Here is a 15,291-nt window from a genome sequence, read left to right as displayed (position 1 = left end):
TACTGGTCATCTGAATTAGACACTAGTATCCACATACTGAAGTGATCAAAGAGCGGTTAGTAGAACCATGACGAGTATTTTAGATTCCGTAGATTCCCGCACCCGCCTCGTTGGTGAAAATAGACTCGAGTTATTGATTTTTCAACTTGGTACGCGACAGCTTTTTGCTATCAACGTCTTCAAAGTTCGTGAAGTCCTTAAAGTGCCACATCTTAATCAGATGCCAGGTTCTCACCCTAAAATTTGTGGTGTGGCGACCATTCGTGGTAACGCGATTCCTGTGATTGATATGCGCCAGTCAGTAGGGATGCGCCCACTTGAAAAAGATCAGGATGCGAACCTGATCGTGACCGAATATAACCGCTCCATTCAGGCTTTTTTGGTGGGTAAAGTGGTTTATATCAAGAATATGGGCTGGAATGAAATCATGGAGCCGCCGAGTACTGGGCGCGGTAACTACTTGACGGCGATCGCCAAGCTAGAGCATGAAAATGAGCATAAGCTGGTTGAAATCATCGATGTTGAAAAAGTGTTGGCTGAGATTGTTTCCTATGACATCGGTATTTCTGAGGAAGTGCTTGATCAGGACTTGTCACATCACTTAATGGGCAGAAAAGTCTTGGTGGTTGATGATTCGTCCACCGCCAGAAAACAAGTAACAGAAACATTGAAACAACTTGGCATTGAATGCATTGAGATGAAAAATGGCGCGCATGCATTGAATTTGCTTAAGTCATGGTGTGATGAAGGCAAAAAAGTCACTGACGAAATATTGTTGATGATCACCGATGCTGAGATGCCAGAAATGGACGGATACAAGCTGACGTCCGAAGTTCGTGCCGATAGCAGAATGAGCAATCTCTATGTTGCGTTGAATACGTCGCTAAGTGGCAGCTTTAATGAAGCCATGGTTGAAAAAGTAGGCTGTGATCGTTTTGTGTCTAAGTTTCAACCTGATCTCTTGGTGGATGTGGTGCAAACGCGTATGCGAGAAGCGCTGGAGCAAAAGTGAATTATTAGAAAAAGCGAAGAAGAGGGAACAGATACACGGCAAGCCATTGCCCGCTTTTCACCGATATTGCGCATTTACCCCATCGTTGCTTTTTCGCAAGGTCGCCCAAACCATTGCGTGGCAACGACGAGTCCCTTTCTGTGACTATGTATGCCTGAGATTTTATTCACTTTTTCTGTGGATAACTCAGTGAGTGTTACGTGTTGTTATTGCTTTTACCCTTGAAAGACGCGGACTGTGGTGCGACATGGGCTGGGTGGTCATAAATTGCACGCTCTTTGTTATTTTGTAAGACTCTTCACTTTTACTTCGGTTTTGAAAAGCAAATTCGTTAAACTGTACAACAAGTGGAAAAGGCCCGTTAAAAAATGAAAAATTTGGAGTACCTAATTGATCTCTGTTGAAAAATATGAGGGATTGACCGCACGGATCGCGATACTAAATGAAGAGATAAAACGACAGGATGTCGAATTCTACCTTTTCGTTCCTGGAGAACTCGATTTTTCCAAGAACGTATTGAGCGAAGACGATTTTTATAACACGGTGCTTTCTAACACCCGTACGTATTTTACGTCTCAATATCATCTTCCTCTTGTACACTCACGCTTGGCTAGCCGGGACAAACTCCCATCGGATAAATATCGCGTCAGTTTGAGTTTGTATGCTTACCAGTATTCACTGTCCTTAGAGAAAACGACCCACCGTTTTTTTGATTCTCTTAAAGATCTTGAAGAAGAGGATGCAGTTGAGCAGCTTGAAGTGATCACGGACATGGCGGTGGAAATTTTGCGTCGTCTGCGCCGTTATAAGCCAAAAGATGACAGCCTGATCAAGTACTTCAATAATATTGATAATTACTTGTCATGGCTCACCGAGCAGCGTTTTCTGTCTCTTGTGGCTCACATGCCAAGAAGCGCAGCGTTCAAGCCTATCCGCGAGCAATTGATTAAATTCTGCGAATCAGAAGCGGCTTATCGCCTCGATCGCAACTATAACTCGCTCAAAGCGCAAAATGATCCAACCCGCATGGTAAACAAAATGCGTCTTGCGCGACGTTTGATTGAATACCCGGTAACGATCCGTCAAAACGACGTGGTTCTGGGACAAACACTGAATAAGATTGCGAAGGGCACAGCAACTGGGCTTGTGATGATTTTCGTGACTATCGCGATTATCCGTATGCGAAGTTTCCTTGGCGAAATCACTTTGTCGTTTGTTCTCGCGATGGCAGGTTTATATGCATTACGTGAAATCTTTAAAGATGATCTTCGTGATGTATTGTGGCGCTGGATTCGTAAAGGTCGCCCCAAATGGCGCAAGTTGTTTACGGACCCAACGTCGGGGCAGCGAATAGGCAATCAGCTTGAATGGCTCGATTATATTCCGTTCGACAAGATCCCTGAAGATGTGCGAAAAGTACGTCGTGGGAAGCTTCGTCAACGGGAAGAGTCTGTTGTTCGCATTAAAATGGTGACGCAAATGTCGACCACGAAATTCCTCAGTGGGTATGACATGACACGAGAAGTGTGGAAAGTAGATTTCCGTCCGTTTTCTCGTCTGATGGCGCGTGGTAAGCAGCGTTTTTATACCCTTAATGAAGGGAAAGTGACGCAGGAATCTATCGATAAACGTCATCAGTTCAATTTGATTTCTAAGCAGAAAAACCAAGATGGCAGCATGACGCTACAACGTTGGAAGATAACAGTGAATCGCTCAAAAGTTGTTGATGTAGAAGAAGTTTTTGGTTGATTGATGCTAGTTGTTGAAACACACACGATCAGCACAAATGTGGCTGTAACCCCAATATAACATTTGGTTCATATAGGCTGTCATGGCCTATTTTGGGGCAGTAAATTTAAAATATTGAATAGGCAGTATATCCGTCTTGTCATAGAACACCTCTCGCCTTCGCGGTGATTTTCCGCATTACATCGTGTCTGTGGTCTTTCGCCATGACATTATGGGGTCATTGTCGTGTACGAGGGAGAGGACTTGTTTTTATTTTTAAAATTAAATTAAATCAGCGCCTTACCTTGCGAAACCGGACACCATGTACCAACCTTATTGCATAAGCATGGATAAGGATTGTGTATGCCCTCACGTACAATGAAAAACAAAGGAGTGGTAGGGAAAGTCCTACTTCCTACTTTGCTCATAAATCTTCTTTCTCTCGCCGTGCCGTTAACGGTTTTACAAATTTACGATCGTATTTTACCTAACCAAAGCTACGGTACGGCCACGCTACTATTGGCTGGCGCGACGTTGGCCGTTGCCATGGAAGCAATCATTCGATTTGTGCGCACTTGGTTGTTGTCAGCCGCGGCGAGCAATACCGAAAAAGCAACGTATCAAACATTGGTAGAAAGAGTGACGAGCACTTCATCTCGTCATATTCGTCAACTTGGTGTTGGTGGCATTGAAGAGGGACTGGGCGCCGTATCCAAAGTTAAAGACTGGTATTCGGGAGGGGTAATTGCGGGCTTTATAGACCTTCCTTTTGCGCTGATTTTCTTGGGTTTGGTGGCTTACATCGGCGGCGGATTGGTGGCGATACCTTTGGCAGTTTGGCTCATTACATTGGGGATTGTTTGGCTATCTTCTCTTCGCGTTAAAAGCTTAAGTGAAGAAGCTTCCAAAGATGAACAGGAGCGAAAAGCGTTCTTGAACTTGCTAAGCCAAACCATTCAGGGAGTAAAACGTCAGGCCGTTGAATCTCGAGTATTTAATCAGTTTAAATCCCTCAATAATGTTCGATCTCAGTCTAAAGCAAAGGAAGAAGAGCATAACGCTTTTGCTCAAGAGTGTATTCAGCTCGCAGCGTTAGCAACTTCCGTTTTACTGGTGATTACCGGTAGCTTGTGGGTATTGGATGGTCAGTTAACTACAGGTGGATTGGCCGCATGTTCCATCTTGTCGGGTAGAGCTGTCGCACCGTTAAGCGCTTTGGTGGGTGTTCGAATCAAGCTCAGTTCCATACACAGTGCTAATCAGGCAATAGAAAAGTTAAGTGAATTCTCTGATTCTTCGACGTATCAAGGTTCCACTTCCGAGCGGCTCATTTCTGAGCAATCTCAAACTACACTGACTGGTCTTGGAGCGGTGGGCGATTTTCAAGTGCTCGAGATCAAGCAAGCGACCGTTGAAAGGTATGGTGAACTTACTTTTTCAGATATCACGCTCAGTAAAGGCGAATGGGTATTGCTGGAGAGTGAGAATCGCCATATCGACAGTCATTTCTTATCATCGATTGCAGGTATTGATGCTATGACAACGGGAGAGTGCTTCATTGATGGGGAATCCGTTTCAATAGCATCCGTAAACAAGATTGCAGCTTATTGTGGAGTAAAAGGGCAACTGGTGTCGGGCACCATACTCGATAATTTGTGTGGCTTTGATCCCGAAAAAACGCAAAGCGCCAACGACTACGCTAAGCGTTTGGGATTAACAAAAGAAATGACTCGCTTACCTGATGGGTTAGAAACACACGTTGGCCATACGAGTGCTTCTTTGTTGAGTATGGGCAACGTGAAGATGCTCAATATCGCGGCTCAGCTAGCAAGTGACAAGCCCGTAGTGATGTTGGACAGACCAGATTCATCTCTTGATTTAGACGCCCTTCGAAACCTAGTGAAGGTGTTGGAAGAAGAAGTGTTGGCAGGACGCACGATACTGATGGTGAGCTATCATCCGAAACTTCGTGAATTAGCGAATCGAATCATCACAGTGGAGAGTCGAGCAATTAAGACTGAAAACCCAAGTGATCGGGAGGCTGCTGCATGAATCGTATAGATGCTGGTAATCGTGTAGACACGAACAGTCGACAAAAGGTAATGAGCCATTTAGAAACCGAGAGTATTTCTGTTCTGAAACAACTGGAAGTTAACGCCAATATCCAGTTGTTCGCTCATCAATGGGTCGATGAGAATGGCATTGAATCAATAGATGATATGTTTGCCATGTTCGATAGGCTTGCATTGCCATATCGATTGGTTGCTAACCTAAATGAGGTAGGTGATCACAAGTTAGTATTACTGGTACTTGGTGAAAACGAGTTGGTTTCCGGTTATATAGAATCCACGCGATTTGTTGCTTCCAACACGAGTGGGCACATTGTCGATGCCCCGCAGTTTTGCATCGTGATAGATGGTCCTCCCTTAGAGAAGGCTTCTCCTGATTGGGTTGGCGAAAGGTTACATGCGTTTCTCCCCATCATTCCTAAATTACTGCTGGTTAGTTTTGTCACCAACTTGTTTGCACTCGCGGTTCCATTCATTACGATGTCGATCTATGACCATGTTATTGGTGGTGATGCAGGACACGAACTACAGGGGATTGCCATTGGTGCGGCATTGCTGTTTGTGATGATGGGCTGGCTAAGAACATTGCGTAGCCGTGTTTTTGTTTCAGTGTCAAACCGAGTGAGCCGCGAGATATCTCAATCTCTGGTTCAGCGCCTGCTTCGCAATAGCTATGCTCAAAATCAGCAAATGGCGTCTTCTAGCCAACAAAACCAAGTGATGCTGTCTGAGCGTATTTCAAATGTGTTGTCAGGGCCACTCGGAAATGCGCTGTTTGATCTGCCATTCATTGTTATTTTCGTGTTGGCGATAGGTGTGCTGGGCGGTTGGTTAGTCCTGGTTCCTATCGTGTCTTTGGTTCTTTATTACCTATTGGCAAAACGTTCTATCCGCGCTAGTAGCAAGCGTGCAATGCAATCGACGGTTGCTGGTACTAATCGTCAAAACATGACGAATGAACTGTCCTCTAAGCTTGCCTTTATTCGCAGTGCTGGCTTCTCTGAGCACTGGATTCAACGCTTTAAAAAGGCCAATCTTCTCGCCTCTACAGTGACTTTCAATCAATCGGTTCTCCAGAGTCGGTATACCTCTATTTATTACTTCATTGGTGTGGGCTCGACATTGGCCGTAATGGGGTTAGGGATAGAGCTCATTTTTGAACAAATCATGACGCCCGGTGGTTTGATTGCTTCCATGATGTTGATATCTAAAGTGACAGGCCCTGCTCAGGTATTGGTGAATAGCGCGATGCGTTTTAATAGCTTTAGTCAGTCCAAGTTGCAAGTGAACCGTATTCTGTCTCAACCGTCGGAGCGTGAATTTAGTTATCAGCATCACCCGTTGCCAATGCTAGCACCTAGATTGAAATTAGAGCAGGTGACGCTGCGTTATCCCAAGCAGAGTCGTCCGGCATTGAATGGCGTGAGCTTTGATATTGAAGCGGGTGAAATTGTCGCGATTACTGGCCCTTCTGGGAGTGGTAAATCAACGTTGATCGAAGTGCTATCGGGCCTACAGCTTATACAAAACGGTATGGTTGAGCTTGAAGGCGTTAACCTCGCGCAATACGACCCGCAGCTTTATCGCCATTGGTGTTTTATTCGTGCAGCATACCCTGACTTGCTCACCTTGAGTATTCGGGAGTGGTTAAGTGATGGACATAAAGTCGAAGATCAGAAAATGATTTCTGCGATTGAAATGGTGGGCGGGAAGCGTTGGTTCGAGACGTTAGCTGGTGGGCTAGATATGTCCATTAGCAGTATTCAGCCGGATAGCCTTTTTGACATGTTGTCAGGCAGTGTCGCGCAGATCCTCATTGATGCGAAAGCGCTGGTTTATGACTACCCAATGTTCTTAATGGATAACCCAGTGCCTGATGCGCATCCAAATGCCAAGCGTATATTTGGTGAGTTTGTGCAATCCAAAAAAGGAAAAGCAACGGTGATCTTCACGTCCCACGATCCGGGTTTAATCAAGCTTGCCGATAAAGTCGTGGTGTTAAATGAAGGTACCGTGGTTTATTCAGGCCCATTAGAAGCAGAGCAGCCTTCAGAACCTCAATCGTCTCAAAAACCGTCTGCTCAACAAAATGCAGCCCATCAAGAACAATCAGAGTCCAAGCAAGGAGTCGCTAATGGCTAAACAACCTATCGAGAAGGGCAAGCGCTTCGGTGAACTTGTGGAATCACAAAATACGGCTCGTACATTGTCGCTAGCGACGTGGTCGGTTGCTTTGTGTGTGATTGCTTTTGTCACTTGGTCTGTTATCACTCAAGTAGATGAAATTGCGAAAGCAAAAGGCGCGGTGATTCCTGAGGGCGAGAAGCAAGTATTACAAAGTGAAATCGGTGGGAAGTTAAAGCAGATTCTCGTTAAAGAGGGCCAATTGGTTGAGAAAGGCCAGCCGCTTGTTGAGTTCGATGCCACTTTCCAGCGCTCGGCACTTGAAGAATTGAAGTCTCAACAAGTCACGCTTCTCGCCAGTGTGGAGCGTATGAATGCTTTACTTGAACAACGTGAGCCGAATCTGGCTGAATTCGAGGTCGATTATCCAGAGATCGTCAGCCAACAAAAAGCGCAGTTGAACGCGCAAAAAGCCCTCTATTTCCAAAAACGAGTGGTACTTGAGAAAGAGAGTGAGCAAATTGCAGAGCAGCTTCGCAGTGTTGAAAAGTCTTTACCTAGCTATGAGAAAGAACTCGACGCCACCACACAAGAATTGAACTTACTGGAAGATGGCTATAAGTCGGGCAATATTTCTCGTTTACGTGTGCTCGAAATGCGCCAAAAACTGGCCAGCATCGAGCAGAAAATTGAAGAAGCTCGTGGCAAAAAGTCGGTATTGATTAGGCAAGCAGACAGCAATGATCAAAAAATTGAACAGCTTTTGGCTGAGACGAAAGTAAAAGTGAGCGACGAACGTTCTAAAGCTGTGTCTGATTTATCTGCACTGAATGCCAGAGTGCGTTCAAGCCAAGCGAAATTGACAAACACCCTGTTAGTGTCACCGCTACAAGGCTTGGTGCAAAGCATACCAAGCACACAGGATGGTGGTGTTATTCAGCCGGGTGGCACGGTAGTTGAAATTGTGCCTGTCGGAGGGAACGCTGACTTCAAAGCACGTTTGTCCCCAAGAGATATTGGTTTTGTGAGTGTTGGGCAGCCCACTCGAATCAAGATTGATGCGTTTGATTACAGCCGCTTTGGGGCTTTAAAAGGGGCGGTAGAGAGTATTTCACCGACCACAAGTCAAAGCGAACGTGGCGAGATCTATTATGAAGTTGTAGTGTCGGTTGATACGCCTTACTTCCGTGATAACCCTGAAAGCTTTTCCATACTGCCGGGTATGACGGGTGAAGTAGACATCACAACTGGCGAGAAGTCGGTGTTCCAATACTTATGGAAACCGATTTATACCAATGTGAGCGTGGCGTTTGGAGAGCGGTAAAGTCATCCACTCTGGCTTGCATAAAAAAGGAGCACATGCCGTGCTCCTTTTTTATCTAACCGAAGGGGTGATGTTCTAGTTATTTGGGTCTATGTCAGGCAGTCCGTCAACGTCATTATGATGGTGTAAAGAATCATCAATAGATGGGTTAGCGGTATGGTGAGACAGCCCATCACTCATACCATCGTCAGTTTTCTCGGCCTCAGAAGCACTCTCGGCTTCACTGAAAATGATATCGATATCCTGTGCCATTGGCTCATGGTGTAGCGGTGAATCCATAGACGATGAGTCAACATTAATACCCAGAGCGTCGAGGTAGGCATGGGCACCAGAGCGCTGTTCGTGTTCACCTATCGCTGTATGTTCCAGGTTTGCCGTCACCTCATCAAAATGATGAGTCACTTCATCAGGGGTGCTGAAAGAGGCATCCGGTTCATCCGCTTGGCTCATGCCGGGTGCTGGGGGAGGTGGTGGTGGGGCGATTGGCGATAAATCCATGCCAGTTAGCGTGGTTTGGTCAATGTGATGTCCACTGTTTCCATGGACGGATTGCGAATGCAAATGCAGGTGCACCGCGACTTGTGAGTTTTGATCGCCTCCTAAGGTTAAAACAAACGAGTCGGTTTCGTCTGTACCACTACCGTATGAGCCTCCTGTGTGTGTTTTAACGACCCCTGAAGATTGTTGGTAATCGTAATTCAACTCTCCCGTTGCAGGGTTGACATGCAAAGTGCCGAATTGCCCATGTAAGGTCGTCAATGAATGCCCATGGCCATCCGATATTCCCCAGCCTGTCATTGACGTAGGGGTACCTTGGTGAATAATTGGAGGAACTCCAATTGACACATGCAGGTTCTGATTGCCTGCACTGCCGGTAATTTTTGCAGGGGCAACGAGGGTTGGCATTGGTGGAACATCGCTGTGTCCATCAATACGCATTTCAACTTCTTGAGTTGTAACGCCCCCGTGTCCATCATCGACCAACAAAGAAAACTTATCGGTCAATTTTTCGCCATTATTTAAAGCATTAACATGGCTATTGCTGTTATTAAGTGTATAGACCCAAGTTTGTGTATTGCTGTTATAGGTAACAGAACCATACTGTGGCTGATGTTGGCTATCAATAGTGACAGAATGTTGATCGCTATGATCAACATCGCTAATCGTTATCTGTCCTGATACATCACGATTTGAATCCTCGCTAATAACATGAGGGCCTTGCTGTACCTCTGTTACGAGCGGTTTGTCATTGGTGCCGGTGACTTTGATGACAATATCTTGTGCGCTACCGTCTTTACTGTATACCCGGTGAGTGACCAGTACGTCTTCGTTGGCTGAAAGGTGCTGTAGTTTGTCGTTATGTACGTCGTATGTCCAAGTGCCATTGGCTGAGATATGCAGAACACCATCAAAAGGGTCATTGATCTTTGTTCCCGTACCATATCGAAACCCTTGTTCACCTGCATCGGGGTCATTGACAAAAATATGCCCGCTTACTTCGATAACATTATTGTTATTTGAGAGCATGCCTTTATCTTCAATAACCTCTCCTTGCAACTGGCCAGAGAAGGATGCGTTATCTGCCACCGCTGCCAGGTTCATGCTTGCGTCCGTGGGTGTCACGCCACCATGGCGATCAATGACATCATAGGTAAAGTGCACGTCTCCGTTGTAGTCTTTTTCTGGCGTAAAGGTGAAACTGCCATCGGCATTGGTGCTGATTGAACCATGGTCGGCGCTTAAGTGGGTGGCTCTTAGCCAGCCTTGATCGTTGCGGTCACTATCACTGGCATGGGCTAACAAATCTTGTTGGGTTAATATAACCTGTTTATCTTCAATGCCTTGGGTTAACACAAGTCCACCAGTCACAGTTGGAGCATCGTTACTACCGTGCACGGCGACAGTGACCGTTTTACTGACTTTGCTTCCATCAGTCGATAACGCTTCAATGGTGAAATGCTCGTTCCATTCATCGCCTTCACCTAAAGATATCGCTTTAGATTGATCAACAATGAACTGCCAGTTGCCATCAGCATCAACCGAAAAATCACCATATTTACCGGCAGTTTGGGTGACAGTCCAACTTACAGAGTCATGTGTGTCAGTATCATGTGCGAGTAGCTGTCCTGTAATTTGTGCACCCGCGTTTTGATCTTCAATCACATCACCAAGATGATTGGGTGAATCGATAACAACGTGATCTTCGGTCCCTTTAATTTCGACAGATAAGGACTGGCGAGTGCCATCTGGCGCAACTAAAGTGATACTTTCGTGTAAAGATTCTCCTTCTTTTAAACCTTGAATCGATGGGTTGCGATTATCACCGTTATACAACCAAACTAGCTCCCCCTTGTGAGGGCCATGCGAAAATGTTGTGAGCTCGAACTTGCCATAATTGGTTTGGATATCAAGAGGCGAGCCAACTTGCCAAGTGACAGTTTTACCGCCAAATTCAATGTTGACCTGATCGACGCTATTGTCACTATCGGTAATTGTTAATTGATGCCAATGCGAGCTAGCGTAATTGCTACCACCAAAGTTGCCATAAGAGTTAACGCCAGGATCGATGTCTTCTTTAACTGAGTCCGTTGAGACACCGCCAAACACTGTCTTGTCATCAACGGCCGCTAGGTTGGTGGAGGCGCCTGTATGTGTAATACCACCGTGAGCATCTTTTACGTCATAAGTAAAATGTACGTCTCCGTTGTAGTCTTTTTCTGGGGTGAAGGTGAAGGTGCCATCGCCATTTATTAATATCGATCCATGGTCGGCGTGTAGGTTTTCAATGGTCAGTAATCCAGCATCGTTTTTATCGACATCAACGGTATTCGCTAACAGTTGCGCGGTGGTTAAGATTTGGCGTGTATCTTCGCTGCCACTTTGTAGTACGACCTCGGATGAGCAATAGGGGCGGTCATTACTGCCATGAATGGTGATAACAATATCGTGTGTTGTACCATCTTTTGAGTGAACCGTAATCGTGTCGGTTAGGTTTTGGCCTTCACCAAGCTGGTCAATCGCAGTGCCACGCGTTGTGGGTCTGGCACCTATACCTGATAGATGCCCAGCATCGACATGGTAATGCCAGGTGCCATCGGTGAGTAAGATTAGATCGCCATAGGTGCCGTGATAGTCATAACCATTGCTGCTTTGGCGTTCAAATCCTGACTCGCCTACATCGGGGTCTGTGATGGTCAGCTTACCATCAGCATAGAGTGTTGTATTGCCAAGTGTGGCGATGCCTGGTTGCGCATAGTCAGGTGACATGTCGACACCCGCGCTGTTTTCGGTAACACTGCCAGTATCGACACCTGCGATGATCGCAGAGTCGTTGCTACCTTGAACATTAATTTGAATATGTTGTGTTGCTGTAGAGCCATCACTTGAAATAGCGACAATATCAAATCCTTCTGTTTGATTTTGTCCCGCCGTTAAGTGCTGTGCTTTGGCCGGATCTAATTGGTAATGCCAAGTACCATCTTTCGCGACACTGAAACTGCCAAAATTACCGGTTAAATTCTGCGTTTGAAAATGCACGCTGTCATCTTTATCAACATCGTGTGCTTGTAATGTGCCCGATAGGGAGGTTTTTTGATCTTCAATGGCAGTGCCTATCGATGCTGTTAACGAATCGGGAGTATCGATAATGACGCTATCTTCTGTGCCTTTAATCGTCGCTGTAATAGGAATGCGTGTGTCATCTGCGGTGATCAATGTCATGTGATCGGTGAGACTTTGATCATCTTTTAATTGTTGAATTTCAGGGTGATTATTATCTGCGATATAACGCCATTTATTATGTCCATCAAAGCCATGAGTGTTGACAAATGAACCGTGAGCACCCTGTAAAGTCATTGCAAAATTGGCGGGGACGCTATGCTCAACACCATTAACTTCAATTTTGACAATTTGTGCATCTGCTTGAGCATCGGTGTCAGTAATATCAAGATTTTTCCAATAAGAAGTTAAAGTATGAGAAGAGGAACCGCTAAGATGATCTTCAATTACTTCGTTGCTAGATAACGCATTCGCAAGTACGGAAGCATCATTGACAGCAACTAAATTGATCGTTGCGTCTGTGTGCGTAGTCCCCCCGTGGCGATCAATGACATCATAGGTAAAGTGCACATCTCCGTTGTAGTCTTTTTCTGGCGTAAAGGTGAAACTGCCATCGGCATTGGTGCTGATTGAACCATGGTCGGCGCTTAAGTGGGTGGCTCTTAGCCAGCCTTGATCGTTGCGGTCACTATCACTGGCATGGGCTAACAAATCCTGTTGGGTTAATATAACCTGTTTATCTTCAATGCCTTGGGTTAACACAAGTCCACCGGTCACAGTTGGAGCATCGTTACTACCGTGCACGACGACAGTGACCGTTTTACTGACTTTGCTTCCATCAGTCGATAACGCTTCAATGGTGAAATGCTCGTTCCATTCATCGCCTTCACCTAAAGATATCGCTTTAGATTGATCAACAATGAACTGCCAGTTGCCATCAGCATCAACCGAAAAATCACCATATTTACCGGCAGTTTGGGTGACAGTCCAACTTACAGAGTCATGTGTGTCAGTATCATGTGCGAGTAGCTGTCCTGTAATTTGTGCACCCGCGTTTTGATCTTCAATCACATCACCAAGATGATTGGGTGAATCGATAACAACGTGATCTTCGGTCCCTTTAATTTCGACAGATAAGGACTGGCGAGTGTCATCTGGCGCAACTAAAGTGATACTTTCGTGTAAAGATTCTCCTTCTTTTAAACCTTGAATCGATGGGTTGCGATTATCACCGTTATACAACCAAACAAGCTCTCCCTTGTGAGGGCCATGCGAAAATGTTGTGAGCTCGAACTTGCCATAATTGGTTTGGATATCAAGAGGCGAGCCAACTTGCCAAGTGACAGTTTTACCGCCAAATTCAATGTTGACCTGATCGACGCTATTGTCACTATCGGTAATTGTTAATTGATGCCAATGCGAGCTAGCGTAATTGCTACCACCAAAGTTGCCATAAGAGTTAACGCCAGGATCGATGTCTTCTTTAACTGAGTCCGTTGAGACACCGCCAATCACAGCTTTGTCGTCGGTGCCGTTGATGGTGACTTTGATGTTGGATGGAGTTCCATCAATTGACGTTACCGTAAATGTCTCTTCGACCTTGTCGCCCACATTGAGTTGGTTAAATGCGCTGTTAGCGGTGAATACCCAGTGACCGTTTGCATCAATGGTTAAGTTGCCATGAGTACCCGTGATCGAATCTGGTGTAAATGCATTATCAGGGTTATCAATGTCGGTGCTGGTTAAGGTGCCAGATGTGATTATCGCAGAGTCGGTTTCATCTACAGAAACCGAAGCACTGCTAACGGTTGCGGCATCATTCGTACCGTTGATGGTTACCTTGATGGTTGACTGAGTGCCATCAACGGAAGCTACAGTAAATGTCTCTTCGACCTTGTCGCCCACATTGAGTTGGTTAAATGCGCTGTTCGCGGTGAATACCCAATGACCGTTTGCATCAATGGCTAAGTCGCCATTGTTTCCTGTAATCAAACTAGCGATAAATGCGTTATCAGGGTTATCAATGTCGGTGGTGGTTAAGGTGCCTGAAGTGGTAATGTGAGTGTCGGTTTCGCTGAATGCAACGCTAGCGCTGCTCACGGTTGCGGCATCATTGGTGCCGCTAATCGTCAACGTAATTTGGTGCGGTGTGCCGTCAGCTGAGTGAACAGTGATGATGTCTGTCTCTGTGGAGCCTTTCGCCAACGATTGAATCTTTGGGTTGGTATTATCTAAATCGTAAGTCCAAGAGCCGTCTGTTCGAATCGATAAGTTACCCCAATGGCCTTGGAGTTGTTCCGCTTGAAAGTGATCTTGGTTTAAATCTGAATCTGAAACGGCCAGTTGCCCATGAATATGTATGGTTGCATCTTCGATTAAAGTCCCGCTATCTAGGCCAGTGACAACGGCGTTGTCATCAATACCACCAATTGTCATTTCGAGCGATTGAGGCGTGCCATCTATGGTATGAATGACAAACGACTCATGAAGGCTAGTGAGTGAGGTCAGTGCTTGTATGTTAGGGAGTGAGTTGTCGACTTGGTAATGCCATGCCCCATTTACGTCGATAGTCAGAGTGCCATATTTACCTATAATCGTTTCAGCAATTACAGCGCTCTGATCGTGGTCAGGATCGACGACATCAATCTTACCTGCCGCATTCAATAAGCCGTTAGAATCCGCGTTCAGATCTTCAGTCACAATGCCGTGTAAATCTCCGGAAATGGATGGACTGTCTTGTTTTCCTGCAACCGGTATTTGTACAACAACACTGGAGCCATTCGATAAGTGAAGCACGAACTTATCTGTGCCAGGTTGATTTTGGTGCAATAAAATGTACTGAGGCGAAAGCGGGTTTAATACAAAGGTGTATTTACCGCTCGCATCAACGTGAAGTTCTCCGTAGGTTCCTTTAATAACTTCCTGAGTAAAGGTGACAGGGACGCTGGGCGTTGTAGGTGGTTTGTTGCTTGGTGTGACGACTCCACCTGGTTCAATAGAGGCGAGCGAACTTGCAGGGACGTAATGCACCTGAGGGTGAGATACGTTTGAAAGGTGATGTGAAGGCCTTAGAGTGCTCCCTCCGCCCTGAGAGGTATGTTCATGAACAATAGTGTCATCGGGTTCTAGAATATTTCTTGTTATTGGTTTTTGATTTTGGTCTTTAGAAATATCAGTGGTTTTACGAGCGGTACTTTCTTGATTGTTGACGGACTTTTGATTCTCCGACGTGACATCATCAGCGATGTTGACAGTTTCAGTGATGTTCGTCGTTTCAGCTGAATCATGTTTTGCTAACGAAGGAAGGATCAGCATCAAAGACTGAGTTAAGGGCACATTAACCTGAATTCTCGAATGCAATCGAACTTTTTTACGTTTTCTCTGTTTTACTGCTCGTTCTGATTGGGCCCTAGATGGCTCAACTGAATCAAGTTTTGAGTTTTTTTTGAGGTTGTTTTCGTTAGTCATTTTTCCGT

Annotated in this window: 6 protein-coding genes; 5 read left to right on the top strand and 1 reads right to left on the bottom strand. The window is 45.5% G+C overall.

Features of this window, described 5'->3' with window-relative positions:
• Positions 1-67: 67 nt before the first annotated feature.
• From AC3CIC_RS20695 to AC3CIC_RS20675, 5 genes are all read left to right on the top strand, one after another.
• Entirely contained in the window at positions 68-1,012 is a 945-nt protein-coding gene (locus AC3CIC_RS20695; RefSeq protein ID WP_016959810.1) for a chemotaxis protein CheV, read from the top strand.
• Between the two features lie 390 nt (positions 1,013-1,402).
• The gene (locus AC3CIC_RS20690; RefSeq protein ID WP_488516057.1) at positions 1,403-2,761 is read left to right on the top strand and encodes a hypothetical protein; all 1,359 of its coding nucleotides are present in this window, start codon (positions 1,403-1,405) and stop codon (positions 2,759-2,761) included.
• 342 nt (positions 2,762-3,103) lie between these two features.
• Complete coding sequence (locus tag AC3CIC_RS20685) at positions 3,104-4,792, top strand: ABC transporter transmembrane domain-containing protein (protein ID WP_488516056.1); 1,689 nt, start codon at positions 3,104-3,106, stop codon at positions 4,790-4,792.
• Entirely contained in the window at positions 4,789-6,951 is a 2,163-nt protein-coding gene (locus tag AC3CIC_RS20680) for a peptidase domain-containing ABC transporter (protein WP_488516055.1), read from the top strand. The genes AC3CIC_RS20685 and AC3CIC_RS20680 overlap by 4 nt, the downstream gene beginning before the upstream one ends.
• Positions 6,944-8,257: an HlyD family type I secretion periplasmic adaptor subunit gene (locus AC3CIC_RS20675; RefSeq protein WP_407334275.1), complete on the top strand. Its 1,314-nt coding sequence runs from the start codon at positions 6,944-6,946 to the stop codon at positions 8,255-8,257. Before AC3CIC_RS20680 ends, AC3CIC_RS20675 begins: the two co-directional genes overlap by 8 nt.
• Before the next feature lie 75 nt (positions 8,258-8,332).
• Here the strand turns inward: AC3CIC_RS20675 and AC3CIC_RS20670 are convergent, their stop codons facing one another.
• Complete coding sequence (locus tag AC3CIC_RS20670) at positions 8,333-15,283, bottom strand: VCBS domain-containing protein (protein ID WP_488516851.1); 6,951 nt, start codon at positions 15,281-15,283, stop codon at positions 8,333-8,335.
• Positions 15,284-15,291 lie beyond the last annotated feature (8 nt).

The organism is Enterovibrio sp. QJM3NY_24 (genome assembly GCF_057786035.1).
The sequence above is the reverse complement of the archived record's forward strand: the minus strand, read 5'-3'. Positions and strand labels throughout refer to the sequence as shown.